At 64.1% G+C, this 25,193-nt stretch carries 22 protein-coding genes; 18 read left to right on the top strand and 4 right to left on the bottom strand.

Annotated elements, in window-relative coordinates; genetic code table 11:
• Positions 1-3 precede the first annotated feature (3 nt).
• Genes U5A08_RS02210 through U5A08_RS02130 form a run of 17 tightly spaced genes read left to right on the top strand, consistent with a single transcriptional unit; the run spans position 4 to position 15,562 of the window.
• Positions 4-258 carry an acyl carrier protein gene (locus tag U5A08_RS02210; RefSeq protein ID WP_247397222.1) on the top strand — a complete coding sequence of 85 codons (255 nt, stop codon included), beginning with the start codon at positions 4-6 and terminating at the stop codon, positions 256-258.
• The gene (locus U5A08_RS02205; protein ID WP_321850099.1) at positions 255-800 is read left to right on the top strand and encodes a COG4648 family protein; all 546 of its coding nucleotides are present in this window, start codon (positions 255-257) and stop codon (positions 798-800) included. Before U5A08_RS02210 ends, U5A08_RS02205 begins: the two co-directional genes overlap by 4 nt.
• A complete protein-coding gene (locus U5A08_RS02200) occupies positions 797-2,467 on the top strand; it encodes an ApeI family dehydratase (protein ID WP_321850098.1) in 1,671 nt (556 codons plus the stop codon). The genes U5A08_RS02205 and U5A08_RS02200 overlap by 4 nt, the downstream gene beginning before the upstream one ends.
• Positions 2,460-3,194: a glycosyltransferase family 2 protein gene (locus U5A08_RS02195; RefSeq protein ID WP_321850097.1), complete on the top strand. Its 735-nt coding sequence runs from the start codon at positions 2,460-2,462 to the stop codon at positions 3,192-3,194. Before U5A08_RS02200 ends, U5A08_RS02195 begins: the two co-directional genes overlap by 8 nt.
• A complete protein-coding gene (locus U5A08_RS02190) occupies positions 3,191-4,126 on the top strand; it encodes a lysophospholipid acyltransferase family protein (protein WP_321850096.1) in 936 nt (311 codons plus the stop codon). Before U5A08_RS02195 ends, U5A08_RS02190 begins: the two co-directional genes overlap by 4 nt.
• A complete protein-coding gene (locus tag U5A08_RS02185; protein ID WP_321850094.1) occupies positions 4,110-5,651 on the top strand; it encodes an HAL/PAL/TAL family ammonia-lyase in 1,542 nt (513 codons plus the stop codon). The genes U5A08_RS02190 and U5A08_RS02185 overlap by 17 nt, the downstream gene beginning before the upstream one ends.
• Positions 5,644-6,072: an acyl-CoA thioesterase gene (locus U5A08_RS02180; RefSeq protein WP_253392940.1), complete on the top strand. Its 429-nt coding sequence runs from the start codon at positions 5,644-5,646 to the stop codon at positions 6,070-6,072. Before U5A08_RS02185 ends, U5A08_RS02180 begins: the two co-directional genes overlap by 8 nt.
• Complete coding sequence (locus tag U5A08_RS02175) at positions 6,066-6,752, top strand: outer membrane lipoprotein carrier protein LolA (protein WP_321850092.1); 687 nt, start codon at positions 6,066-6,068, stop codon at positions 6,750-6,752. The genes U5A08_RS02180 and U5A08_RS02175 overlap by 7 nt, the downstream gene beginning before the upstream one ends.
• Positions 6,724-9,054 carry an MMPL family transporter gene (locus tag U5A08_RS02170; RefSeq protein WP_321850091.1) on the top strand — a complete coding sequence of 777 codons (2,331 nt, stop codon included), beginning with the start codon at positions 6,724-6,726 and terminating at the stop codon, positions 9,052-9,054. The genes U5A08_RS02175 and U5A08_RS02170 overlap by 29 nt, the downstream gene beginning before the upstream one ends.
• A gap of 33 nt (positions 9,055-9,087) precedes the next feature.
• Entirely contained in the window at positions 9,088-10,335 is a 1,248-nt protein-coding gene (locus U5A08_RS02165; RefSeq protein ID WP_321850090.1) for an NAD(P)/FAD-dependent oxidoreductase, read from the top strand.
• Positions 10,332-11,066, top strand: a complete 735-nt coding sequence (locus U5A08_RS02160) for a class I SAM-dependent methyltransferase (protein ID WP_321850089.1) — start codon at positions 10,332-10,334, stop codon at positions 11,064-11,066. Before U5A08_RS02165 ends, U5A08_RS02160 begins: the two co-directional genes overlap by 4 nt.
• Positions 11,063-11,545: a hypothetical protein gene (locus tag U5A08_RS02155; protein ID WP_253392919.1), complete on the top strand. Its 483-nt coding sequence runs from the start codon at positions 11,063-11,065 to the stop codon at positions 11,543-11,545. Before U5A08_RS02160 ends, U5A08_RS02155 begins: the two co-directional genes overlap by 4 nt.
• Positions 11,542-12,708: a beta-ketoacyl-[acyl-carrier-protein] synthase family protein gene (locus tag U5A08_RS02150; protein ID WP_321850086.1), complete on the top strand. Its 1,167-nt coding sequence runs from the start codon at positions 11,542-11,544 to the stop codon at positions 12,706-12,708. Before U5A08_RS02155 ends, U5A08_RS02150 begins: the two co-directional genes overlap by 4 nt.
• A complete protein-coding gene (locus tag U5A08_RS02145) occupies positions 12,705-13,166 on the top strand; it encodes a hotdog family protein (protein WP_247402200.1) in 462 nt (153 codons plus the stop codon). The genes U5A08_RS02150 and U5A08_RS02145 overlap by 4 nt, the downstream gene beginning before the upstream one ends.
• Positions 13,163-13,891: a 3-oxoacyl-ACP reductase FabG gene (gene fabG, locus U5A08_RS02140; RefSeq protein ID WP_321850084.1), complete on the top strand. Its 729-nt coding sequence runs from the start codon at positions 13,163-13,165 to the stop codon at positions 13,889-13,891. Before U5A08_RS02145 ends, fabG begins: the two co-directional genes overlap by 4 nt.
• Positions 13,891-15,117 (top strand): beta-ketoacyl-ACP synthase, encoded by a 1,227-nt coding sequence (locus U5A08_RS02135; protein WP_253392915.1) that lies wholly within the window; start codon positions 13,891-13,893, stop codon positions 15,115-15,117. Before fabG ends, U5A08_RS02135 begins: the two co-directional genes overlap by 1 nt.
• A gap of 25 nt (positions 15,118-15,142) precedes the next feature.
• The gene (locus U5A08_RS02130) at positions 15,143-15,562 is read left to right on the top strand and encodes a hypothetical protein (protein WP_321850083.1); all 420 of its coding nucleotides are present in this window, start codon (positions 15,143-15,145) and stop codon (positions 15,560-15,562) included.
• Positions 15,563-15,625: 63 nt separating this feature from the next.
• Here U5A08_RS02130 and U5A08_RS02125 read toward each other — a convergent pair whose 3' ends face one another.
• A complete protein-coding gene (locus U5A08_RS02125) occupies positions 15,626-16,519 on the bottom strand; it encodes a LysR family transcriptional regulator (RefSeq protein WP_321850081.1) in 894 nt (297 codons plus the stop codon).
• Between the two features lie 124 nt (positions 16,520-16,643).
• Here U5A08_RS02125 and U5A08_RS02120 point away from each other — a divergent pair, with 124 nt between their 5' ends.
• Positions 16,644-17,912 carry an MFS transporter gene (locus tag U5A08_RS02120; RefSeq protein ID WP_253392908.1) on the top strand — a complete coding sequence of 423 codons (1,269 nt, stop codon included), beginning with the start codon at positions 16,644-16,646 and terminating at the stop codon, positions 17,910-17,912.
• Between the two features lie 48 nt (positions 17,913-17,960).
• Here U5A08_RS02120 and hemE read toward each other — a convergent pair whose 3' ends face one another.
• From hemE to gltB, 3 genes are all read right to left on the bottom strand, one after another.
• Positions 17,961-19,028, bottom strand: coding sequence for a uroporphyrinogen decarboxylase (hemE, locus tag U5A08_RS02115; protein WP_321850077.1), 1,068 nt, complete (start codon positions 19,026-19,028; stop codon positions 17,961-17,963).
• Positions 19,029-19,269: 241 nt separating this feature from the next.
• Positions 19,270-20,688, bottom strand: coding sequence for an FAD-dependent oxidoreductase (locus U5A08_RS02110; RefSeq protein WP_321850076.1), 1,419 nt, complete (start codon positions 20,686-20,688; stop codon positions 19,270-19,272).
• Between the two features lie 32 nt (positions 20,689-20,720).
• On the bottom strand, positions 20,721-25,166 hold the full coding sequence (gltB, locus tag U5A08_RS02105; protein WP_253392902.1) for a glutamate synthase large subunit: 4,446 nt from the start codon (positions 25,164-25,166) through the stop codon (positions 20,721-20,723).
• Between the last annotated feature and the right edge of the window lie 27 nt (positions 25,167-25,193).

Below are 25,193 nucleotides of genomic sequence, written 5' to 3'. Positions count from 1 at the left end.
ACCATGCAAACTCGTGACGATATTTTCAACACCCTGCGCGCTGCCTTGGTGGAACTGTTTGAACTGGAACCTGAACGCATCACCCTCGACGCCAACCTGTACCAGGACCTGGAAATCGACAGCATCGACGCGGTGGACCTGATCGACCATATCAAGCGCCAGACCGGCAAGAAGATCGCTGCCGAAGAGTTCAAGGCCGTGCGCACCGTGAATGACGTGGTTGAGGCGGTGTACCGTCTGGTCGCGCCTGCCGCATGAGCCGGCTGATCGGCCTTGGCCTGTTGCTGGCGGGGCTGCTGTACCCTTTTGCGGTGTATTACGGCACCGAACACTTTGCACCTTGGCAATTCGGCCTGCTGCTCGGCGGCCTGTGGTTGCTGCGCGCGCTCACGGGTGCAAGGCGCCCCGGCAGCCGCTGGATGGCAATGGCGATCATCGTGTTTTGCTTAGGCCTGGCCTGGTTCGATAACCCGCACCTGCTGCGCTGGTACCCGAGCCTGGTCAGTGCGTTCATGTTGACGCTGTTCGGCCTGAGCCTGAAATACGGCCCGCCGATGGTCGAACGCCTGGCACGCATGACCGACCCGCAATTGCCGCCGAAAGCCATTGTGTATACGCGCAAGGTCACCGTGGTGTGGAGCGTGTTTTTTCTGTGTAATGGCCTGCTCGCCGCCGCCCTCACCCTGTGGGCGCCGCTGAGCTGGTGGACGTTGTACAACGGCCTGATCGCCTATGGGCTGATGGGGCTGTTGTTTGCCGTGGAATGGCTGGTACGACAAAGGGTTCGAGGCCGCGTATGAATGGGTTGAAACTTGAGCACTTGCTGCTTGAGCCGCTGGAACAGCGCTGGGTCACCACCGAGCCTGCGATGAATCACGCCCAACTGTGGGAACAATCCCTGCGCCTGGCGGCAGGCCTGCACGCACGCGGCATTCAGCGCGTGGCCGTGCATCTGGAAGACGCCGGCCTGCTGGCGATCGCCCTGCTGGGTGCCTGGCGCGCCGGCGTCGGCGTGCTGCTGCCCGCCGATCTGCAACCGCAGACCCGCCAACGCTGGGCCGATGCCGTCGACGCCTGGCTGACCGAAGCCGCCGATCTGGACGCGCTGTATCAAGCGCCGTTGAGCCCTGCCGCCCTCGATTTGGATGCGTGTCAATTGAGCCTGTGCACCTCCGGCTCCAGCGGCGAACCCAAGCGCATCGACAAGACCCTGCGCCAACTGGCCAACGAGGTGCAGGCGCTGGAAGCGCTATGGGGCGCAGACCTTAAAGACGCGTGCATCATCGGCAGCGTCGCCACCCAGCACATCTACGGTTTGTTGTTCCGCGTGCTGTGGCCGTTATGCGCCGGCCGTACCTTCGTGCGCCGCCAACTGGCCTTCCCGGAGGATTTGCAGCGCGCCAGCCGCGAGCACCCACAGTTCGCCTGGGTCGCCAGCCCGGCGCTGCTCAAGCGGATGGGCGACAACCTCGACTGGCCGGCCCTGAGCCAAGTGTCGCGGGTGTTCTCCTCCGGCGGCGCCTTGCCCATCGACGCGGCCGCCAGCCTGTACGAGCGCTTGCAGCAATGGCCGACGGAAATCCTCGGCAGCTCGGAAACCGGCGGCATTGCCTGGCGCCAGGGCGCGCAACCGTGGCAACCGTTCGCCGACGTAAAACTGAGCCAGGACGCCGACGGCGCCCTGTGCATCGCCTCACCGTACCTGCCCGTCGGGCATATCGAACAGACCGCCGACGCCGCCCGCCTGCATGCCGATGGCCGCTTCGAACTGCTGGGCCGCCTGGATCGCATCGTCAAACTGGAAGAAAAACGTATCTCCCTGCCCATGCTCGAACAGGCCCTGATGGCGCACCCCTGGGTCGCCGACACCCGCCTGGGCGTGGTCCAGGAAAACCGCGCCAGCCTCGGGGCTCTCGTGGTGCTGAGTGCCGATGGCCTGCATGCCCTGCGCAACCAGGGCCGGCGTACCGTCACCCAAACCCTGCGCCAACACCTCAGCCAACACTGCGAAGCCCTGGCCCTGCCGCGTCGCTGGCGTCTACTGCGGCACTTGCCCCTGAACAGCCAAGGCAAGCTGCCCCAGGCCGACATCGAAGCACTGCTGCTCGCGCCCCGGCCAAAAGCACCGGACGTGCTGGAACAAGTCGAAATCGACGGCGAATGGACCCTGCAACTGAGCATCCCGCCGGACCTGGCCTACTTCAGCGGCCACTTCCCGGTGACGCCAGTGCTGCCGGGCGTGGTGCAGGTGGAGTGGGCGTTCAACTTCGGCCAGCAACTGCTCGACCTGCCGACAACCTTTGCCGGCATGGAAGTGCTCAAGTTCCAGCAACTGGTGCGCCCCGGCGACCAGATCGAACTGCACCTGCGCTTCGACCCGGAACGCAGCAAGCTGTATTTCGCCTACCGTAACGGCGTCGCGGCCTGCTCCAGTGGCCGGATTCAACTGGAACCTGCGCATGCATAACCCCTGCGCCCTGATCCCGGTCTACAACCATGAAGCCGCCGTACCGGCCGTGGTTCACAGCCTGCTCGACAGCGGCCTGCCCTGCCTGCTGGTGGACGATGGCAGCAGCCCGGCATGCGCGGCGGTGCTGGCGCAATTGGCGAGCCTCGACAACGTCAGCCTGCTCACCCTGCCCACCAACCAAGGCAAGGGCAGCGCCGTGATGGCGGGTTTCCGCGAAGCGGCGCGCCTGGGCTTTACCCATGCCCTGCAAGTGGACGCCGACGGCCAACATGACCTGCGCGAAGTCGAGCACTTTGTCGACACCTCGCGCCGACACCCCACGGCGGTGATCTGCGGCTACCCCGAATACGACGACAGCGTGCCCAAGGGCCGCCTGTACGCGCGTTACCTGACCCACGTGTGGGTGTGGATCAACACCCTGTCGCTGCAGATTCGCGATTCGATGTGCGGCTTTCGCGTGTACCCGCTGGCACCGACCCTGGCCCTGATGGACTCGGCCTACATCGGCACCCACATGGATTTCGACTCGGACATCCTGGTGCGCCTGGCCTGGCGCAACCAGCCGATGCGCTGGCTGCCGACGAAGGTGCATTACCCCGCCGACGGCCTGTCGCACTTCCGCCTGTTCCGCGACAACGTGCGCATCTCGGCCATGCACACCCGGCTGTTCTTCGGCATGTTGGTGCGCGCACCGATGATTCTGTGGCGACGGTGGCAGGCATGAGCGACAGCGGCAAACACTGGGCCGACCGCGAAGAGCGCGGCAGTTTCTGGCTGATGAAACTCACCGCTGTCGCCGCCAGGCTGCTCGGACGCCGGCTGTTGAGCCCGCTGTTGTACGGCATCGTGTTGTACTTCTTCCTGTTCGGCCGCACCGCGCGCCAGAGCGCCTGGCAATACCAGCAGCGCCTGGCGCAATGGAGCGGCCGTGATGAGCTGCGCCCGACCCTGCGCAAAGTCTTCGGCCAGTTCATGGCATTTGCCGATGCGCTGCTGGACAAGCTCGACGTATGGAACGGCAAGCTGCGCATCGAGCAGATCGAAATCCACGACCCGGCGCAATTGCGCGGCCAACTGCGCGGCGAACGCGGGCAGATGCTGGTGGGCGCGCACCTGGGCAACCTCGAAGTGTGCCGCGCGCTCGCGGAGATCGGCGAAAAAGTCACCATGAACGTGCTGGTCCACACCAAGCACGCCGAACGCTTCAACCGCCTGCTGGGCGAAGCCGGCGCGACCCATTTGCGCCTGATCCAGGTCAGCGAGCTGGACCCGGCCACCATGCTGCTGCTCAGCCAGCGCCTGGACGACGGCGAATGGCTGGCGATTGCCGGTGACCGCGTGCCGCTGCACGGCGGGCGCACGGTGCGCGTGGACTTCCTCGGCCACGATGCCGCCTTCCCCCAAGGCCCGTGGCTGCTGGCCGGGCTGCTGAAATGCCCGGTCAACCTGCTGATGTGCCTCAAGCACCAGGGCCGCTATCGCCTGACCATCGAACCGTTTACCCAACTGATCGAATGGAAACGCAGCACCCGCGAGCAGGTCATAGCCCTGTGGACCGCGCGCTACGCCGCACGCCTGGGCCAGTTCTGCCTGGAAGCGCCCCAACAATGGTTCAACTTTTACCCTTTCTGGAAGACCGATGACGACGCATCTTGAGCCGGTAACGTTTGGCGAACGCGCTTTGCGCATTGAAGACGTATTGGCCCTGGCCAACCGTCAGGCGCCCACGCACTTGCAGGACGATGCCGCCTATCGCCAGCGCATCGCCAAGGGCGCGCAGTTCCTCGACTCGCTGCTGGACAAGGAAGGCGTGATCTACGGCGTGACCACCGGTTATGGCGACTCGTGCGTGGTGGCCGTGCCGTTGCAGCACGTCGAAGCCCTGCCGCGTCACCTGTACACCTTCCACGGTTGCGGCCTGGGCAAGTTGCTCGACGCCCAAGCCACCCGTGCCGTGCTCGCGGCGCGCTTGCAGTCGCTGTGCCACGGCGTGTCCGGGGTGCGCGTGGAACTGCTTGAGCGCCTGCACGCGTTCCTCGAACACGACGTGCTGCCGCTGATCCCGGAAGAAGGCTCGGTGGGCGCCAGCGGCGACCTGACGCCGCTGTCCTACGTGGCCGCGACGCTGTCCGGCGAACGCGACGTGCTGTTCCGTGGCGAACGCCGCCAGGCCATCGACGTGCACCGCGAACTGGGCTGGGAACCGCTGGTCCTGCGGCCCAAGGAAGCCCTCGCGCTGATGAACGGCACCGCCGTGATGACCGGCCTCGCCTGCCTGGCCTTCGCCCGCGCCGACTACCTGCTGCAACTGGCCACGCGCATCACCGCGCTGAACGTGGTGGCGCTGCAAGGCAACCCGGAACACTTCGACGAGCGCCTGTTCGCCGCCAAGCCGCACCCGGGGCAGATGCAAGTCGCCGCGTGGTTGCGCAGGGATCTGGCGATTGATGCGCCGACTGCGCCGCTGCACCGTTTGCAGGATCGCTACTCGTTGCGCTGCGCGCCCCACGTCCTCGGCGTGCTGGCCGACAGCCTGAACTGGCTGCGCTCGTTCATCGAGATCGAACTCAACAGCGCCAACGACAACCCGATCATCGACGCCGAAGAAGAGCGCGTGCTGCACGGCGGGCACTTCTATGGCGGGCACATCGCCTTCGCCATGGACAGCCTCAAGACCCTGGTGGCCAACGTCGCCGACCTGCTCGACCGCCAGCTCGCGCTGCTGGTCGACGTGCGTTACAACCACGGCCTGCCGAGCAACCTGTCGGGCGCCCCGGCCGATCGCGCGATGATCAACCATGGCTTCAAAGCGGTGCAGATCGGCACCAGCGCCTGGACCGCCGAAGCGCTGAAAAATACCATGCCGGCCAGCGTGTTCTCGCGCTCCACCGAGTGCCACAACCAGGACAAAGTGAGCATGGGCACCATCGCCGCCCGTGATGCGATCCGCGTGCTGGAGCTGACCGAACAGGTCGCCGCCGCCACCCTGCTCGCTGCCAACCAAGGCGTGTGGCTGCGCGCCCAGGCCGCCGAGGCGCGCCCACTGCCGCCGGCGTTGGCGGCGATGCACAGCGAGCTGGCCAAAGACTTCCCGCCGGTGATCGAAGACCGCGCCCTCGAAGGCGAACTGCGCCTGTGCCTGCAACGCATCGCCGAACAACACTGGAGGCTGCATGCGTAGTCAGGGCGTGCTGCATTGCGACACTGAAATCCTCGTGCCGTTTTTCGACATCGATACCATGAACGTGGTCTGGCACGGGCACTACGTGAAGTACCTGGAAATCGCCCGCTGCGCCTTGCTCGACAAGATCGGCCACAACTACACGGCGATGCTCGAATCCGGCTACGCCTGGCCGGTGATCGACCTGCAACTGCGCTATGTGCGCGGCGCTACCTTCGGCCAGACGATCAACGTGCGCGCCAGCCTGGTGGAATGGGAGAACCGTTTGAAGGTCAACTACCTGATCACCGACCGCGCCAGCGGCGAACGCCTGACCCGCGCCAGCACGGTGCAAGTGGCGGTGGACATCGCCAGCCGCGAGATGCAACTGGCCTCACCCACCGTCTTCACCCACGCCGTCGAAAAGGCCCTGAAATGCTGAGCCCTGTAGGAGCGAGCTTGCTCGCGAAGATCGTCAACGATAACGCTGGTCACCTGACACCCCGTGGTGCCCTCCGGTTTTTCGCGAGCAAGCTCGCTCCTACAGTGTTCGCGTTGTTTGGTTTTTCGGCGGCGGCCCAGGCCTTCGACCTGCAGCAACTCAGCGATCAGTTGGCCAAACCCAGCGTGATCCACGGCAGTTTCATCCAGGAAAAACACCTGCGCGCCCTGCCGCAACCCTTGGTCAGCAAAGGCACCTTCGTCCTGGCCAAGGACCACGGCCTGCTGTGGCTGCTCAAAACCCCACTGCAACAGGATTACCGCATCAGCGCCCAAGGCATTGCGCGGCGGGATGCCAATGGCTGGCAAACGCTGCCGAACAAGAGCGCCGGGGCCGAACAGAACCGCCTGTTCCTCGCCGTGCTCCAGGGCGACAGCAGCGGCTTGCAGCGTGACTTCGACCTGCAACTACAGGGTGAAGCCGAGCAGTGGAAGCTGACGCTGACCCCGCGCTCGCTGCTGCTCAAGCAAGTGTTCAAGCAGATCAATATCGACGGCGGCACGCTGGTCCACACCATCGAACTGCTGGAAACCCAGGGCGACAGCACCGTGCTGCGCATGCAAGACAGCAGCGCCGACCTTCCCCTGAGCGATGCGGAGCAACACGACTTTGCCCAGTGAGCGTTTATTGCCGCGCCTGTTCCTGATCCTGCTGGTGGCCGTGCTGGCCCTGGCCGGCTGGCAATGGCGTCATGGCGCGCCGTTGTCGGCCAACCTGATGGAACTGGTGCCGGGTAGCACGCCGGACGCCCTCGAACTGCAAGCCGAACAGCGCATGCAGGAACCGCTGAACCGCGAAATGCTGGTTCTGGTGGGGCACGCAGACCGCCAGCAAGCGGTCAACGTAGCCGAGCAATTGGGTGAGCGCTGGCAAGCCAGCGGCCTGTTTGAAAAAGTCCAATGGAACCTGCAAGCCGACCTGCCGGCGCTGCGCGAGCAATTGTTGCGCGGGCGCTTGTCGATGCTCGCGGCCAAGGACCGCGAACAACTGATCGACCACCCCGACGCGTTCATCCAGCAGCGCGTGCAAGCGCTGTTCGACCCGTTCACCGGGTTCAGCCTGGTGCCGAGCCAGGACGACTGGCTTGGCCTGACCGGGCGCATTCAGAACAGCCAGCCGCAGCGTGGCGCGGTGCAATTGGATATCGGCAGCGGCACGTTGGTCGCCGATGCCGACGGCAAGAGCTGGGTGATGCTGCGCGCGCGCACCACCGGCAATGCCTTCGATATGAAACTGCCGCTGCAAGTCGCCGATTTGCTCCAGGCCAGCCGCGCCCAGGCCGCCGAGCACGGCGCGCAACTGCTCGCGGCCAGCGGTTTGCTCTACGCCGCCGCCGGGCAGCAGCAAGCCACCCGTGAAATCACCTGGGTCGGCGGCGGCGCGACCGTCGGCATTCTGCTGCTGTTGCTCCTCGCGTTCCGGCGCTGGCGCGTGCTGCTGGCCTTCGTGCCGGTGCTGGTGGGCATGCTGTTCGGCGCGGTGGCCTGTGTGGCGCTGTTCGGGCATATGCATGTGATGACGCTGGTGCTCGGCTCCAGCCTGATCGGCGTGGCGGTGGATTACCCGCTGCACTACTTGTCGAAAAGCTGGAGCCTGCAGCCGTGGCGCAGTTGGCCGGCGTTGCGCCTGACCCTGCCGGGCCTGAGCCTGAGCCTGGCGACCAGTTGCATCGGCTACCTGGCGCTGGCCTGGACGCCGTTCCCGGCGCTGACCCAGATCGCCGTGTTCTCCGCCGCAGGCCTGGTCGGCGCGTACCTGTCCGCCGTATGCCTGCTGCCAGCGCTGCTCAACGGCGTCGAACTGCGCCCGGCGCAATGGCTGCTGCGCATCGCCGAAAGCCTGTGGCTGATGCGTAGCGGGTTGATCAAACGCGTGCCGAGCGCAGTGCTGCTGGTGTGGGTGCTGCTGTTTTGTGCCGGCGGCTTGTGGCAGTTGAACAGTAAAAACGATCTGCGCCAGTGGATCGGCGCCCCGCCGCAATTGCTACAGGAAGCCCAGGCCGTGGCGCGGATCACCGGGTTCCAACCCACCAGCCAGTTCTTCCTGGTGCGCGCCGACAATCAGCAGCAGTTGCTGGAACGCCAGGCCGCCCTGGGCCAGCGCCTGGAGCAGTTGGTGAATATGGACAAGCTCCAGGGTTATCTGGCGCTCAATCAACTGGTCAACCTGCCCGCCGAGCAACAACGGCTGCGCGAGGCACTGAATGCACTTCCCGCGCACTGGCAGCCGCTGCTCGACCTCGGCGTGCCCGTCAGCGCGCTGCAAGCCGAAGTCGCTCAACTGCAAGCGCTGCCCACCGAAGACATCGACGCCGCGCTGCTCGGGCCGCTGGGCGAACCCTGGCGCACGCTGTGGCTGGGCCCGGTCGACGGCGGCGTAGCGGCCATGGTCAGCCTGCAAGGCTTGAACAACCCGGCGCTGCTGCAGGTACAGGCCGTGGACTTGCCGGGAGTGCAACTGGTGGATCGCCTGGGGGATTTGAACCGGGTGTTCGCCGCCACGCAGATCAGCGCGGCTGAATTGAAACTGATGTCCTGCGGGCTGATCGTGCTGTTGCTGATCGTGCCCTTCGGCTTTGGCGGCGCACTGCGCATTGTCGCCCTGCCGTTGCTGGCCGCGCTGTGCAGCCTGGCCAGCTTCGGTTGGCTGGGCCAGCCGCTGACGCTGTTCAGCCTGTTCGGCCTGCTGCTGGTCACCGCCATCAGCGTCGACTACGCGATCCTGATGCGTGAGCAGATCGGCGGCCCGGCGGTGAGCCTTTTGGGGACGCTGCTGGCGGCGCTGACGACGTGGTTGTCGTTCGGCCTGCTGGCGGTGTCGAGTACGCCTGCGGTGAGTAATTTCGGCCTGTCGGTCAGCCTGGGCCTGGCCTTCAGCTTTATGCTGGCGCCCTGGGCCGGCCGCCAGAAGCATGCCTCATGAATGTGATTATCGCCAAAGCGGCAAGGAGCCCTCGTGCCCATAGTTGAAATGGAACGTCGCCAGGTGGTGGTGATCGGTGCCGGCCCGTCCGGTGCCATCGCCGCCGCGCTGTTAAAGCGTAAAGGGCATGATGTGCTGATTATCGAGCGCCAGCATTTCCCGCGCTTTTCGATTGGTGAAAGCCTGCTGTCGCACTGCATCGACTTTATCGAAGAAGCCGGCATGCTCGACGCCGTGCAGGCGGCCGGCTTCCAGGTAAAAACCGGTGCCGCGTTCGCCTGGGGCGAGCGTTACAGCGCGTTTGATTTCGCTGACACGTTCAGCCACGGCAAGCCGACCACCTTCCAGGTGCAGCGCGGCGAGTTTGACAAGTTGCTGGCCGATCAGGCGGCGCTGCAAGGCGTCGACATCCGTTACGGCGAAACCATCGTCGGCGTGGATTTCAGCGGTGAAACCCACTACCTGCATGTGCGCCGGGAGAACGGCAGCGAGTATCACGTCAAAGCCAAATTCGTGCTCGATGCCAGCGGCTATGGCCGCGTACTGCCGCGCCTGTTGGACCTCGAAGCGCCGTCGGACTTCCCGCTGCGCCAGGCGGTGTTCACCCATGTCGAGGACCGCATCGAACACCCAGGCTTCGACCGCACCAAGATCCTCGTGACAACCCACCCGACCCAACGCGACATCTGGTTCTGGACCATCCCGTTCAGCAACGGCCGTTGCTCGGTGGGTGTGGTGGCGGCCAAGGAACATTTTGCCGGCCGTGACGCCGATCTCGACGCCTGCCTGCGCGGGTTCATCGACGAAACCCCGAGCCTGTCCGGCGTGCTGCAAAACGCCGTGTGGGACACCCCCGCGCGCACCATCGGCGGCTACTCGGCCAACGTCAAAACCTTGCACGGCCCGGGCTTTGCGCTGCTGGGCAACGCGGCGGAATTCCTCGACCCGGTGTTCTCCTCCGGCGTGACCATCGCCATGCGCTCGGCGAGCATGGCGGCCGGCGTGCTGCATCGTCAGCTCAACGGCGAAACCGTGGACTGGCAGCGCGAGTTTGCCGAGCCGTTGAAGCGCGGCGTCGACACCTTCCGCTGCTACGTCGAAGGCTGGTACGCCGGGACGTTCCAGGATGTTATTTTTCACGCCGGCAGCTCGCCGGAGATTCGCCGGATGATCAGCTCGATCCTCGCCGGCTACGCCTGGGATGAGCGCAACCCGTTTGTCAGCGAGCCCAAACGGCGGTTACGGATGTTGTCGGAAATTTGTGCAGGGGATGCCGTGTGAGCAGTCAGTACTTAAGTAAGAACTACGTCGAGGAAACCAAATTCGGCTTCTGGTTCCTGCGCAGCCACACCTGGCAGCACCACGTGTTGCGCGTGGCGATCAACGACCTGCGCCGCCTGTTCAGCGAGCCGCTGCCGGTGGCGCCGGTATTGCTGGACGCCGGCTGCGGCCAGGGCAAATCCTTCAAGCTGCTGCAGCAGGTGTTCGAGCCGTCGCGCCTGATCGGGCTGGATGCCGACCCGCACAGCCTGGAACTGAGCAAGGCGGAGGCCGCGCGCCAAGGGCTGAACGTCGAGCTGATCGGCAGCGACTGCGCCACCCTCAACGTCGCGGACGCCAGCGTTGATATCCTGTTTTGCCATCAGACCTTCCATCATCTGGTTGAGCAGCATCGCGCACTGAAAGAGTTCTATCGGGTGCTCAAGCCCGGCGGCTACTTGCTGTTTGCCGAGTCCACCGAAGCCTATATCGACACCTGGGTGATTCGCTGGCTGTTCCGCCACCCCATGCAGGTGCAGAAAAGCGCCGAAGAGTACCTGCAGATGCTGCACGAACAGGGCTTTGAGTTCGGCGCGCAGAACGTCTCGTACCCCTACTTGTGGTGGAGCCGGGCCAGTGATTTCGGCCTGCTGGAACGCTGGGGCCTGCGCAAGGCACCGCCGGTGGGCCAGCGCGAAGAAACCCTGGTCAACTGCGTGGCACGCAAGCCCTTGGCGAGCGCGGCACCATGATGCGTTTGCTGCTGATCGGCTGCCTGTTGCTGCTGAGCGCCTGCGCCAGCCAACCGCCATTGCCGGAAAGAACCCCGGCACTCGCCTTGCCGATGCAACTGCACGTGCAGCGCCTGGCGGACGGTCAGAGCCAGGACTGGTTGCTGGTGATCCAGCGCGAAGGCGCTGCGATCCGCTGGTCGATGATGGACCCGCTGGGCATCCCCCAGGCCCGGCAAAAACTGATCGACGGAACGTGGCAGGCCGACGGGTTGCTGCCGCCCAATCCGCAGGCGCGCGAGCTGTTCGCCGCGTTGCTGTTTGCCCTGACCTCGGCGGATGACCTCCGCGCGCTTTACCCGAACGCCCAAGCGATGGACCTGACGCGCACCCTGCCGGGTCATTGGCAAATCGTCTATCAGTCATCCGAGGTGTTCAGCGTTCGCATGCGCGGGCAACCGCTGAGCTATCGCATCACCCCGCTGGGAATGGCGCGATGACCGCCTACCTCAATGCCCTCGGCGTGATCTGCGCCCTCGGACGCGGCCAGGCCGACGTCAGCCGCAGCCTGTTTGCCGGCGACTGCTCCGGCATGCGCGCCGAAAGCGGCTGGGTGCCCGAGCGGGTGCTGCCGGTTGGCGGTGTGCCGGGCGAACTGGCGACCATCCCGCCCGAGTTGGGCCAGCAGAGCAGCCGCAATAACCAGTTGCTGCTGGAAGCCGCGTTGCAGATCGAAGGCCAGATCCGCCAGGCGATCCAACGCTACGGCGCGGCGCGAGTCGGCATTGTGCTCGGCACCAGCACCTCGGGCATCGACGAAGCCAGTCGCGGCATTGCCCATTACCTGCGCGATCACCAGTTCCCCGACGACTATGACTACCAACAACAGGAACTCAGCGCCCCGGCGAACTTCCTCGCCGACTGGCTGCAACTGAGCGGCCCGGCCTATGTGATTTCCACCGCCTGCACCTCCAGCGCCCGCGCCTTGATGAGCGCTCGGCGCCTGCTGGAGCTGGGGCTGTGCGATGCGGTGATCTGCGGCGGCGTCGACAGCCTGTGCAAGCTGACCCTCAACGGTTTTACCGCGCTGGAGGCGGTCTCGAACGAACGTTGCAACCCGTTTTCGGTGAACCGCAACGGCATCAACATCGGCGAAGCGGCGGTGTTGTTTTTGATGACGCGCGAGCCGGCCCCCATCGCGCTGCTAGGCAGTGGCGCGAGTTGCGATGCGCATCATATTTCCGCGCCGGAGCCCAGCGGTAAAGGCGCGTTGCAGGCAATGCGCAAGGCCCTGGCCAGCGCTCGCTTAACGCCTGAGCAGATCGGCTACCTGAACCTGCACGGCACCGCCACCCAACACAACGACGCCATGGAAAGCCTGGCCGTCGCCAGCCTGTTCCCCGACGGCGTGGCCTGTTCATCGACCAAACCGATGAGCGGCCACACCCTGGGCGCAGCCGGCGCGCTGGAAGCGGCGTTCTGCTGGCTGAGCCTGGCCCACGGCCGGCTGCCGCCCCACGTCTGGGACGGCCAGGGCGACCCGGCGCTGCCCGCCTTGCAGTGGGCACGCAGCGGCGCCGCCCTGGAAAAACGCTGCCTGATGAGCAACTCGTTTGCGTTCGGCGGCAACAACGTCAGCCTGATTATCGGAGAGGCCCCATGATCGATTGGCCACTCGCCACACTGCTGCCCCATGCGGGCGACATGATCCTGATTGACCAGGTGCTGTCGTTCGATGAAGAGCAGATTCACACCCGCCTCACCGTCAAGCCTGGTGGCTTGTTCAATCGCCCGGACGGCAGCCTGCCGGCCTGGGTCGGTATCGAGCTGATGGCGCAAAGCGTCGCGGCCTACGCCGGTTGCCGCGCGCGCCAGAACGGCCAGGCGGTAGAACTGGGCTTCCTATTGGGCACACGTAAGTTCGAGTGCAACGTCGAGCACTTCCCAGCCGGTACCGAGCTGACCATCCACGGCCTGCGGTCCCTGGAAGACGACAACGGCATGGGTGTGTTCGAATGCCACCTCACCGGCGACGGCATCCACGCCAGCGCCCGCTTGAACGTATTTCGACCGCCCCAGGCGGCCACCTATTTAGATGAATCGAAGGACGAAACGCCATGACTGAATCCGTACTGGTCACCGGCTCCAGCCGTGGCATCGGCCGCGCCATTGCCTTGCGCCTGGCCCAAGCCGGGCACGACATCGTGCTGCATTGCCGCAGCGGTCGAGCAGAAGCCGACGCGGTGCAGGTCGAGATCGAGGCCCTGGGCCGCAAGGCGCGGGTGCTGCAATTCGACGTTTCCGAGCGTGCCGAGTGCAAGGCAATCCTCGAAGCCGACGTGGAGCAACATGGCGCGTATTATGGCGTGGTGCTCAACGCAGGCCTGACCCGCGACGGCGCGTTCCCGGCCTTGTCGGAAGACGACTGGGACGTGGTGATACGCACCAACCTCGACGGTTTCTATAACGTGCTGCACCCGGTGATGATGCCGATGATCCGTCGGCGCGCAGCCGGGCGTATCGTGTGTATCACCTCGGTGTCCGGGCTGATCGGCAATCGCGGCCAGGTCAACTACAGCGCCTCCAAGGCCGGCCTGATCGGCGCGGCCAAGGCCCTGGCCATCGAGTTGGGCAAGCGCAAGATCACCGTCAACTGCGTCGCACCGGGTTTGATCGACACCGCGATGCTCGATGAAAACGTACCGGTGGAAGAGCTGATGAAGATGATCCCGGCGCAGCGCATGGGCACGCCGGAAGAAGTCGCCGGCGCGGTGAATTTCCTGATGTCGGCCGAAGCGGGCTATATCACCCGCCAGGTCTTGGCCGTGAACGGAGGTCTGTGCTGATGAAGCGCGTGGTCGTAACCGGCATGGCCGGCATCACCTCCCTGGGCAGTGACTGGGACACCATCGCCGCCAACTTTCGCGCCAACCGCAGCGGCATCCGGCGCATGGACGAGTGGGACCGTTTTAGCGAATTGAACACGCGCCTGGCCGGGCCGATCGATGATTTTGTCGTGCCTGCGCACTGGACGCGCAAACAACTGCGCAGCATGGGCCGCGTATCGCGCCTGGCGGTGTGGGCGGCGGAGCAGGCGTTAAAAGACGCCGGCTTGCTCGGTGACGAGTCGATCAAGGACGGACGCATGGGCGTGGCCTGCGGCTCGTCCACCGGCAGCACCGACGAGATCAAGGCGTTCGGCAACATGCTGCTCAACTCGGTGGCCGAGGGGCTGAACGCCAACTCCTATGTGCGCATGATGCCCCATACCACGGCGGCGAATATCAGCATCTTTTTTGGCCTCACCGGGCGCTTGATCCCCACGTCCAGCGCTTGCACCAGCGGCAGCCAGGGCATCGGCTATGCCTATGAGGCGATCAAGTTCGGACGCCTGCCGCTGATGCTCGCCGGCGGCGCCGAAGAGCTGTGCCCCACCGAAGCCATGGTGTTCGACGCGCTCTACGCCACCAGCCTGAAGAACGATGCGCCACAGACCAGCCCGCGCCCCTACGACAGCGGCCGCGACGGCCTGGTGATCGGCGAAGGCGGCGGCATGCTGGTGCTCGAAGAACTCGAACACGCCCTGGCCCGTGGCGCGCATATCCACGCCGAAATTGTCGGTTTCGGCAGCAACGCCGACGGCCAGCACACCACCCGCCCGGAACAGAAAACCATGCGCCGCGCCATGGAGCTGGCCCTGGAAGACGCCGGGCTTGAGCCCTCGGCCATCGGCTATGTGAACGGCCATGGCACCGCCACCGACCAGGGCGACATCGCCGAGACCCTGGCCACCCACAGCCTGTTCGGCAGCCGCATGCCCATCAGTTCGCAGAAGAGCTTCCTCGGCCACACCCTGGGCGCGTGCGGGGCGCTGGAGTCGTGGTTCAGCATCGAGATGATGAACCGCGACCAGTACGTCCACACCTTCAACCTGGATTCCGTCGACCCACAGTGTGGCGAGCTGGATTACCTGCAAGGTGAGTTTCGCGAGATGCACCACGACTACGTGATGAACAACAATTTTGCCTTTGGCGGCGTCAACACCTCGTTGATCTTCCGCCGCTGGCCCTGACTTTTAATCGACTGGAGAAAACGGAATGTCTTCCTTGCTACGCGCCACCCTGATCACCCTGGCCCTGCTGAGCAGCGCCGGTTGCACCAGCAAACCGGTGCTCAACACCCAGCACGACCTGCCGGCGAGTGCCCAGGTCAGCGAAGAAAAAGTCAAACAGGCGATCGTCGCCGCCCTGCAAAAACGCGAATGGACCGTGCAACGCCTGAGCCCGCAACTGGTGCAGGCTGAGATCACCGTGCGCAATCAGTTCTACGCCGCCATCGACATCCGCTACACCCGCAACAGCTACGCCATCACCTACCGCGACAGCCGCGACCTGGGCTACAAGGACGGCAAGATCCATCGCAACTACAACCGTTGGGTGAGCATGCTGGATCGGGACATCATGGCGGGGTTGCGCAACTATGGTGTGAATGAAGCGAATACGGCGCCGCAGAACTGAAATCGTTCCAACTCTATGGCGAGGGAGCTTGCTCCCTCGCCACATAAAGCCAGTTCAGCACGCCTATTGCACCGCCTTACGCGTCAACAACTCCACAAACGCCTGCGCCATCGGCGTTTGCGCGCCCTTGCGCTGCACCAGCCATACCGCCGTCACCGCCTCCTGGTCGAGCAGGGTGCGATAGACCACGCCATCGATGCGGATGCGCTGGTAGGACGCGGGCAGCACCGACACGCCCAACCCCGCCGCGACCAACCCGATGATCGTCATCGCCTCCCCGGCTTCCTGGGCAAAGTGCGGGCTGAAGCCGGCGTCGCGGGCGAGGTTGAGCAGTTGCGCGTAGAGACCACTGCCGTAGCTGCGCGGGAAAAACACGAACGGCTCCTCGGCCAACTGCGCCAGGTGCAAACCGCCCTCGCTGCCGTGCACCAAGGGATGACCAGCGTTGAGCACCGCCACCAAGGGTTCGCGCATCAACTCCACCACACTTAGCGAATCCGGCAACGGCAGCGGCCGCATCAGGCCAACCTGGATCGACTCATCCACCAGCGACTCGGCGACTACGGCGCTGCTCATTTCCTGCAAATTCAGGTGGACCGCCGGGAACGCCTGGCGAAACGCAAAGATCGCCTGGGGGATGCTCGAATTGAACGGCGCCGACGACGTGAAACCGATCTTCAGTTCGCCCAGCTCACCCAACTGCGCCCGGCGTGCCACATCTGCGGCCTTATCGACTTGCGCCAGCACCAGTCGCGCCTCGTGCAGGAACAACCGCCCGGCTTCGCTCAGTTCGACCCGACGGTTGGTGCGCTCGAACAAGCGCGCGCCCACCTCGTGCTCCAGCGCCTGGATCTGCTGGCTCAGAGGCGGTTGCGAGATGCCGAGGACCTGCGCCGCCCGGCCAAAATGCAGCTCTTCGGCGACGGCGATGAAGTAGCGCAGGTGACGTAATTCCATAGCAGCCTCATTAGGTCGTTAAAGCTATCAAACAGGTCGAACAATATATTGGAAAGAATCATTAGGCAGCTATATTCTTTTTTGCATTGCCGGTCCTGGCAGGCTTTTGCTCCCCGAGGTCCCCGTGAAATCTGCTGTCGCTCCATTCGCTCAAGAAGTCCCGCCGACTGCCCTGGATAAAAGGGTGGAGCAGCTCACTGACACGTACATCGAAAAAGGCACGCCGATGTTCATGCGCACCGTGCTGGCGCTGTTCTCGGGCGGTTTCGCGACGTTTGCCCTGCTGTATTGCGTGCAGCCGATGATGCCGGCGTTGTCCCACGAGTTTTCCATCAACGCGGCGCAAAGCAGCCTGGTGCTGTCGGTGTCCACGGCGATGCTCGCCCTGGGCCTGCTGATCACCGGGCCGATTTCCGACACGCTGGGGCGCAAGCCGGTGATGGTCGCCGCGTTGTTCTGCGCCGCGCTGGCCACCATCGCCAGCGGCCTGATGCCGAGTTGGGAAGGGATTTTGCTGATGCGCGCGCTGGTGGGCCTGTCGCTGAGTGGCCTGGCCGCCGTGGCGATGACCTACCTGAGCGAAGAAATCCACCCCCAGCACATCGGCCTCGCCATGGGCCTGTACATCGGCGGCAACGCCATCGGCGGCATGAGCGGGCGGCTGATCATCGGCGTGTTGATCGACTTCGTCAGTTGGCACACGGCAATGCTGATCATCGGCGCCCTGGCCCTGATCGCGGCGACGGTGTTCTGGAAGATCCTCCCCGAATCGCGCAACTTCCGCGCCAGTAGCCTCAAGCCGCGCAGCCTGGTGGACGGCTTTGTCATGCACTTCAAGGACGCGGGCCTGCCGTGGCTGTTCCTCGAGGCCTTCCTGCTGATGGGCGCGTTCGTGACGATGTTCAACTACATCGGCTACCGCTTGCTGGCCGACCCGTATGACCTGAGCCAGGCCGTGGTCGGCCTGCTGTCGCTGGTGTACCTCTCGGGCATCTACAGCTCGGCGAAAATCGGCTCCCTGGCCGACCGCCTCGGCCGCCGCCGCGTGCTGTGGGCGACCATCGTGTCGATGCTTGCCGGCATCGCCCTGACCCTGTTCACCCCGCTGTGGCTGGTGATCCCCGGCATGCTGGTGTTCACGTTCGGTTTCTTCGGCGCCCACTCGGTGGCCAGCAGCTGGATCGGCCGCCGCGCGGTGAAGGCCAAGGGGCAGGCGTCGTCGTTGTACCTGTTCTGCTACTACGCGGGGTCGAGCGTTGCCGGCACTGCGGGTGGGTTCTTCTGGCACTTCGCCGGGTGGAACGGGATTGGTGGGTTTATCGTCGCACTGTTGATCGGCGCGTTGCTGGTGGCGTTGAAGCTGGCGAAACTGGCGCCGCTGCAAACGGCCTGACAAACAAAAACGCCCGGCATAAGCCGGGCGTGTTTCATTGCGCGCCGATCACTCGTGATACTGCGCCGACAACTCATGCACCGCACGCAGGAACGCGCCGGCATGTTCCGGGTTCACTTCCGGCGTAATGCCGTGACCCAGGTTGAACACATGCCCGCTGCCCTTGCCGTAGCTGGCCAGGATGCGCCCGACTTCGGTGCAGATGGCTTCCGGCTTGGCGTACAGCACGGTCGGGTCCATGTTGCCTTGCAGCGCGACCTGATTGCCGACGCGGCGGCGGGCTTCGCCGATGTCGCAGGTCCAGTCCAGGCCCAGGGCATCCGCGCCGGCATCGGCGATGCTTTCCAGCCACAGGCCGCCGCCCTTGGTGAACAGGATCACCGGCACTTTACGGCCTTCGTGTTCACGGATCAGGCCGCTGACGATCTTGCGCATGTAGGCCAGGGAGAACTCCTGGTACGCCGCCGACGACAGGTTGCCGCCCCAGGTGTCGAAGATCTGCACCGCTTGCGCGCCGGCCATGATCTGGCCGTTGAGGTACGAGATGACCGACTGCGCCAGCTTGTCCAGCAGCAGGTGCATGGCCTGTGGGTTGTCGTAGAGCATGGCCTTGGTCTTGCGGAAGTCTTTCGACGAACCGCCTTCGACCATGTAGGTCGCCAGGGTCCAGGGGCTGCCGGAGAAGCCGATCAGCGGCACGCGGCCATTGAGCTCGCGGCGGATGGTGCTGACGGCGTCCATCACGTAACCGAGGTCTTTGTGCGGGTCCGGGATCGGCAGCGCTTCAATGTCGGCCAGGGTGCTGATGACTTTCTTGAACCGCGGGCCTTCGCCGATCTCGAAGTACAGGCCTTGGCCCATGGCGTCAGGGATGGTGAGGATATCGGAGAAGAGGATGGCCGCATCCAGTTCCGGGTAGCGGTCCAACGGCTGCATCGTGACTTCGCAGGCGAACTCCGGGTTCATGCACAGGCTCATGAAGTCGCCGGCGTTGGCGCGGCTGGCGCGGTATTCCGGCAGGTAGCGACCGGCTTGACGCATCATCCACACAGGGGTGACGTCAACGGGCTGCTTGAGCAGGGCACGAAGGAAACGGTCGTTCTTGAGGGCAGTCATGTCGGCATCCGCAAAAAAAGTACGGGCATTTTCTCAGAGCGCGACGCAAAAGGCACGGGATGAGCCGTGCCTTTTATCTATCGGGTTGATTTACGACAATCTCTTGGGCACATCAACACCAAATGTGGGAGGGGGCTTGCCCCCGATTGCAGTGTGTCAGTCTAAGTATCTTTAACTGGGCCATCGCTATCGGGGGCAAGCCCCCTCCCACATTTTGGCCACATTTCAAAGGTGAAATGGGTTAGACCTGCAGGTAATCCAGGATCCCTTCGGCGGCATTGCGGCCTTCGAAGATCGCCGTTACTACCAGGTCGGAGCCGCGCACCATGTCGCCACCGGCGAAGATTTTCGGGTTGCTGGTCTGGTGCTTGTACTGGCCTTGCTCCGGGGCGACGACGCGGCCCTGGCTGTCGGTCTGGATCTGGAACTGCTCGAACCACGGCGCCGGGCTTGGGCGGAAGCCGAAGGCGATGACCACGGCGTCGGCCGGGATGATTTCTTCGGAACCCGGGATCGGCTCGGGGCTGCGACGGCCACGGGCGTCCGGTTCGCCGAGACGGGTCTCGACCACCTTCACGCCTTCGACGCGGTCTTCACCGACAATCGCAATCGGCTGGCGGTTGTAGAGGAATTTCACGCCTTCTTCCTTGGCGTTCTTCACCTCTTTGCGCGAGCCCGGCATGTTCGCTTCGTCACGACGATACGCACAGGTCACCGACTTGGCGCCCTGGCGGATCGAGGTGCGGTTGCAGTCCATCGCGGTGTCGCCACCGCCCAGCACCACGACCTTCTTGCCTTTCATGTCGACGAAGTCTTCCGGCGACTTTTCAAAGCCCAGGTTGCGGTTGACGTTGGCGATCAGGAAGTCGAGCGCGTCGTACACACCCGGCAGGTCTTCACCGGCAAAGCCGCCTTTCATGTAGGTGTAGGTGCCCATGCCCATGAATACGGCATCGTATTCTTCGAGCAGTTGCTCCATGGTCACGTCTTTGCCGACTTCGGTGTTCAGGCGGAACTCGATGCCCATGCCGGTGAACACTTCACGCCGATGGCTCAGCACGGTTTTTTCCAGCTTGAACTCGGGGATACCGAAGGTCAGCAGGCCGCCGATTTCCGGGTTCTTGTCGAACACCACCGGGGTCACGCCGCCACGCACCAGCACGTCGGCACAGCCCAGGCCCGCCGGGCCCGCGCCGATGATCGCGACGCGCTTGCCGTTCGGCTTGACCTTGGACATGTCCGGGCGCCAGCCCATGGCGAAGGCGGTGTCGGTGATGTACTTCTCCACCGAACCGATGGTCACCGCGCCGAAGCCGTCGTTGAGGGTGCAGGCACCCTCGCACAGACGGTCCTGCGGGCACACCCGGCCGCAGACTTCCGGCAGGGTGTTGGTCTGGTGCGACAGCTCGGCGGCGGCGAGGATGTTGCCCTCGGCCACCAGTTTCAGCCAGTTGGGAATGAAGTTGTGCACCGGGCACTTCCATTCGCAATACGGGTTACCGCACCCCAGGCAGCGGTGGGCCTGGTCGGCCGACTGCTGGGGTTTGAAGGGTTCGTAGATTTCCACGAACTCTTTCTTGCGTTGACGCAACAGTTTCTTCTTCGGATCTTTGCGCCCGACATCGATGAACTGGAAGTCGTTATTCAGACGTTCAGCCATGTTAAAACCTCATCAAACTCTTCAGGCGCATATCACTGCGGGTTGGCACGGATGCTGGAAAGCAACGATTTCAGGTTGGCAGCCTTGGGCTTGACCAGCCAGAAACGACGCAGGTAATCATCAAGGTTCTCGGCGAGGTTACGACCCCATTCGCTGCCGGTTTCCTCGACGTACTCGTCCAGCACGTGCTGCAAGTGGTTACGGTGGGATTCCATCGCTTCGCCGCTGATCCGCTGGATCTCGACCAACTCGTGGTTGACCCGGTCGACGAAGGTGTTGTCCTGGTCGAGCACGTAGGCGAAACCGCCGGTCATGCCCGAACCGAAGTTGTAACCGGTCTTGCCCAGTACCGCGACAAAGCCCCCGGTCATGTACTCGCAGCAGTGATCGCCAGTGCCTTCCACCACGGTGTGGGCACCGGAGTTACGCACGGCGAAACGCTCACCGGCCGTACCGGCGGCGAACAGCTTGCCGCCCGTGGCGCCGTACAAGCAGGTGTTGCCGATGATGGCACTGTCCTGGGTCTTGTAGACGCTGCCTTTAGGCGGAACGATCACCAGCTTGCCGCCGGTCATGCCCTTGCCCACGTAGTCGTTGGCGTCACCTTCCAGGTACATGTGCAGACCGCCGGCGTTCCACACGCCGAAGCTCTGGCCCGCTGTGCCGGTGAAACGGAAGGTGATCGGCGCCTTGGCCATGCCCTGGTTGCCGTGCTTGCGCGCGATTTCGCCGGAGATGCGTGCGCCGATGGAGCGGTCGCAGTTGCAAATGTCCATGCTGAATTCGCCACCGCTGGCGTCGTTGATCGACGAAGCGGCCATCTCGACCATCTTCTCGGCCAGCAGGCCTTTGTCGAACGGTGGGTTGCGGTCCACCTGGCAGAATTGTGGCTTGTCTGCCGGGATGTGATCGCTGCCCAACAGCGGCGTCAGGTCCAGGTGTTGTTGCTTGGCGGTCTGGCCTTCGAGGATGTCCAGCAGATCGGTGCGGCCGATCAGCTCTTCGAGGGAGCGCACGCCCAGCCTGGCCAGCCACTCACGGGTTTCTTCGGCGACGTAGGTGAAGAAATTCACCACCATGTCGACGGTGCCGATGTAGTGATCCTTGCGCAGCTTCTCGTTCTGAGTGGCGACGCCAGTGGCGCAGTTGTTCAGGTGGCAGATGCGCAGGTATTTGCAGCCCAGGGCGATCATCGGCGCGGTGCCGAAGCCGAAACTTTCGGCGCCGAGGATGGCGGCCTTGATCACGTCGAGGCCGGTTTTCAGGCCACCGTCGGTCTGCACGCGGACTTTGCCGCGCAGGTCGTTGCCGCGCAGGGTCTGGTGCGTCTCGGCCAGGCCGAGCTCCCACGGTGCGCCAGCGTACTTGATCGAGGTCAGCGGCGAAGCGCCGGTGCCGCCGTCGTAGCCGGAGATGGTGATCAGGTCGGCATAGGCCTTGGCCACACCGGCGGCGATGGTGCCCACGCCGGCTTCCGCGACCAGTTTCACCGAGACCAGGGCCTGCGGATTGACTTGTTTGAGGTCGAAAATCAGCTGCGACAAGTCTTCGATCGAGTAGATGTCGTGGTGCGGCGGCGGCGAAATCAGGGTCACGCCCGGCACCGCATAACGCAGCTTGGCGATCAGACCGTTGACCTTGCCGCCTGGCAGTTGGCCGCCCTCACCGGGCTTGGCACCCTGAGCGACTTTGATCTGCAGCACTTCGGCGTTGACCAGGTATTCGGGGGTTACACCGAAACGGCCAGTCGCCACTTGCTTGATTTTCGAGCTCTTGATGGTGCCGTAGCGCGCCGGGTCTTCGCCGCCTTCGCCGGAGTTGGAACGCGCACCCAGGCGGTTCATGGCTTCGGCCAGGGCTTCGTGGGCCTCGGGCGACAAGGCGCCCAGGGAAATACCGGCGGAGTCGAAGCGCTTGAGGACCGATTCCAGCGGTTCGATTTCGCTGATGTCCAGCGGCGTATCCAGGGTTTTCACCTTGAACATGTCGCGGATCATCGACACCGGGCGGTTATCCACCAGCGCGGTGTATTCCTTGAACTTGGCGTAGTCGCCCTGCTGCACGGCGGCTTGCAGGGTGCTGACCACGTCCGGGTTGTAGGCGTGGTACTCGCCACCGTGTACGAACTTGAGCAGGCCGCCTTGCTGGATCGGCTTGCGCGCGCTCCAGGCTTCGGCTGCCAGGGCTTTCTGTTCGGCTTCGATGTCGACGAAACGCGCACCCTTGATGCGGCTCGGTACGCCACGGAAGCTCAGGTCGCAGACTTCTTCCGACAGACCAATGGCCTCGAACAACTGCGCGCCACGGTAGGAAGTGACGGTGGAGATGCCCATCTTCGACAGGATCTTCAGCAGGCCCTTGGTGATGCCTTTGCGGTAGTTCTTGAACACCTCGTAGAGGTCGCCCAGGACTTCGCCGGTACGGATCAGATCACCGAGCACTTCGTAGGCGAGGAACGGGTACACCGCCGAGGCGCCGAAACCGATCAGCACCGCGAAATGGTGCGGGTCGCGGGCCGTGGCGGTTTCCACGAGGATGTTGGAGTCGCAGCGCAGGCCTTTTTCGGTCAGGCGGTGATGGACCGCGCCGGTGGCCAGAGAAGCGTGGATCGGCAGCTTGCCCGGTGCAATGTGACGGTCGGTCAGCACGATCTGGGTACGCCCGGCGCGCACGGCTTCTTCGGCCTGGTCCGCGACATTGCGCACCGCAGCTTCAAGGCCGAGGCTCTCGTCGTAGTTCAGGTCGATGATCTGACGGTCGAAGCCTGGGCGCTCCAGGGTCATCAGCGAACGCCACTTGGCCGGGGAAATGACCGGCGAGCTGAGGATCACGCGGGAGGCGTGCTCAGGCGATTCCTGGAAGATGTTGCGCTCGGCGCCGAGGCAGACTTCCAGGGACATCACGATGGCTTCACGCAGCGGGTCGATCGGTGGGTTGGTCACCTGGGCGAACTGCTGGCGGAAGTAGTCGTATGGCGTGCGCACGCGCTGGGACAGCACGGCCATCGGCGTGTCGTCGCCCATCGAGCCGACCGCCTCGTAGCCTTGCTCGCCGAGCGGACGCAGCACCTGGTCGCGCTCTTCGAACGTGACCTGGTACATCTTCATGTACTGCTTGAGCTGGTCGATGTCGTAGAACGCCGAACCGTGGTCGTTGTCTTCCATGGTCGCCTGGATGCGCAGGGCGTTCTTGCGCAGCCATTGCTTGTACGGGTGACGCGACTTCAAGCGGTTGTCGATCGCATCGGTGTCGAGGATCTGCCCGGTTTCGGTGTCCACGGCGAGGATCTGGCCAGGGCCGACGCGGCCTTTGGCGATCACGTCTTGCGGCTGGTAGTTCCACACGCCGATTTCCGACGCCAGGGTGATGAAACCGTTGGTGGTGGTCACCCAACGCGCCGGGCGCAGACCGTTACGGTCGAGCAGGCACACCGCGTAGCGGCCGTCGGTCATGACCACGCCGGCCGGGCCGTCCCACGGTTCCATGTGCATCGAGTTGTACTCATAGAACGCCCGCAGATCGGGGTCCATGGTCTCGACGTTCTGCCACGCAGGCGGAATGATCATGCGCACGCCACGGAACAGGTCGATGCCGCCAGTGACCATCAGTTCGAGCATGTTGTCCATGCTGGAGGAGTCGGAGCCGACGCGGTTGACCAGCGGGCCGAGTTCTTCCAGGTCCATCAAATCGTTGGCGAACTTGGTGCGACGGGCCACGGCCCAGTTGCGGTTGCCGGTGATGGTGTTGATCTCGCCGTTGTGGGCGAGGAAGCGGAATGGCTGGGCCAGCGGCCATTTCGGCAGGGTGTTGGTGGAGAAGCGCTGGTGGAACACGCAGATTGCGGTTTGCAGGCGCTCATCGCTCAGGTCCGGATAGAAGGCGGTCAAGTCCGCCGGCATCATCAGGCCTTTATAAATGATGGTCTTGTGCGAAAAGCTGCAGATGTAGTGGTCGGTGTCGGCGGCATTCGACACGGACGAGCGACGACGCGAGGTGAACAGCTTGATCGCCATGTCCTGGTCGCTCAGGCCGTCGCCCGCGATGAACACTTGTTCGATCTGCGGCAGGCGCTCCAAGGCCAGGCGACCGAGCACGCTGGTGTCGATCGGCACTTTGCGCCAGCCGACGAGTTGCAGGCCGGCCGCGAGGATTTCGCGGTTCATGTTCTCGCGAGCGGCTTCGGCTTTGACCGGGTCCTGGTTGAAGAACACCATGCCCACGGCGTACTGCTTGGGCAGATCGGCCGCGAAATGTTCTTTGGCGACAGCGCGCAGGAACAGGTCGGGCTTTTGAATGAGCAAGCCACACCCGTCACCGGTCTTGCCGTCGGCGTTGATCCCACCACGGTGGGTCATGCAGGTCAGGGCCTCGATGGCCGTTTGCAAAAGGGTATGACTGGGCTCGCCCTGCATATGGGCAATCAGGCCGAAACCGCAGTTATCCTTGAATTCATCGGGTTGGTACAGACCTGCTTTCATAGACGCTTTCTCACCAGGCTGCCTCTT

The sequence above is a fragment of the Pseudomonas paraveronii genome (assembly GCF_963681955.1).
Lineage (GTDB): Bacteria > Pseudomonadota > Gammaproteobacteria > Pseudomonadales > Pseudomonadaceae > Aquipseudomonas > Aquipseudomonas paraveronii.
The sequence above is the reverse complement of the archived record's forward strand: the minus strand, read 5'-3'. Positions and strand labels throughout refer to the sequence as shown.

What these genes read in the sequence shown, in the direction of transcription:
- hemE (WP_321850077.1), bottom strand. Translation starts at nt 19,028, where the DNA reads ATGACTGCCCTCAAGAACGACCGTTTCCTTCGTGCCCTGCTCAAGCAG.
- U5A08_RS02205 (WP_321850099.1), top strand. Translation starts at nt 255, where the DNA reads ATGAGCCGGCTGATCGGCCTTGGCCTGTTGCTGGCGGGGCTGCTGTAC.
- U5A08_RS02110 (WP_321850076.1), bottom strand. Translation starts at nt 20,688, where the DNA reads ATGGCTGAACGTCTGAATAACGACTTCCAGTTCATCGATGTCGGGCGC.
- gltB (WP_253392902.1), bottom strand. Translation starts at nt 25,166, where the DNA reads ATGAAAGCAGGTCTGTACCAACCCGATGAATTCAAGGATAACTGCGGT.
- U5A08_RS02185 (WP_321850094.1), top strand. Translation starts at nt 4,110, where the DNA reads ATGACGACGCATCTTGAGCCGGTAACGTTTGGCGAACGCGCTTTGCGC.
- U5A08_RS02145 (WP_247402200.1), top strand. Translation starts at nt 12,705, where the DNA reads ATGATCGATTGGCCACTCGCCACACTGCTGCCCCATGCGGGCGACATG.
- U5A08_RS02125 (WP_321850081.1), bottom strand. Translation starts at nt 16,519, where the DNA reads ATGGAATTACGTCACCTGCGCTACTTCATCGCCGTCGCCGAAGAGCTG.
- fabG (WP_321850084.1), top strand. Translation starts at nt 13,163, where the DNA reads ATGACTGAATCCGTACTGGTCACCGGCTCCAGCCGTGGCATCGGCCGC.
- U5A08_RS02200 (WP_321850098.1), top strand. Translation starts at nt 797, where the DNA reads ATGAATGGGTTGAAACTTGAGCACTTGCTGCTTGAGCCGCTGGAACAG.
- U5A08_RS02210 (WP_247397222.1), top strand. Translation starts at nt 4, where the DNA reads ATGCAAACTCGTGACGATATTTTCAACACCCTGCGCGCTGCCTTGGTG.
- U5A08_RS02170 (WP_321850091.1), top strand. Translation starts at nt 6,724, where the DNA reads ATGCGGAGCAACACGACTTTGCCCAGTGAGCGTTTATTGCCGCGCCTG.
- U5A08_RS02195 (WP_321850097.1), top strand. Translation starts at nt 2,460, where the DNA reads ATGCATAACCCCTGCGCCCTGATCCCGGTCTACAACCATGAAGCCGCC.
- U5A08_RS02175 (WP_321850092.1), top strand. Translation starts at nt 6,066, where the DNA reads ATGCTGAGCCCTGTAGGAGCGAGCTTGCTCGCGAAGATCGTCAACGAT.
- U5A08_RS02130 (WP_321850083.1), top strand. Translation starts at nt 15,143, where the DNA reads ATGTCTTCCTTGCTACGCGCCACCCTGATCACCCTGGCCCTGCTGAGC.
- U5A08_RS02135 (WP_253392915.1), top strand. Translation starts at nt 13,891, where the DNA reads ATGAAGCGCGTGGTCGTAACCGGCATGGCCGGCATCACCTCCCTGGGC.
- U5A08_RS02150 (WP_321850086.1), top strand. Translation starts at nt 11,542, where the DNA reads ATGACCGCCTACCTCAATGCCCTCGGCGTGATCTGCGCCCTCGGACGC.
- U5A08_RS02155 (WP_253392919.1), top strand. Translation starts at nt 11,063, where the DNA reads ATGATGCGTTTGCTGCTGATCGGCTGCCTGTTGCTGCTGAGCGCCTGC.
- U5A08_RS02190 (WP_321850096.1), top strand. Translation starts at nt 3,191, where the DNA reads ATGAGCGACAGCGGCAAACACTGGGCCGACCGCGAAGAGCGCGGCAGT.
- U5A08_RS02180 (WP_253392940.1), top strand. Translation starts at nt 5,644, where the DNA reads ATGCGTAGTCAGGGCGTGCTGCATTGCGACACTGAAATCCTCGTGCCG.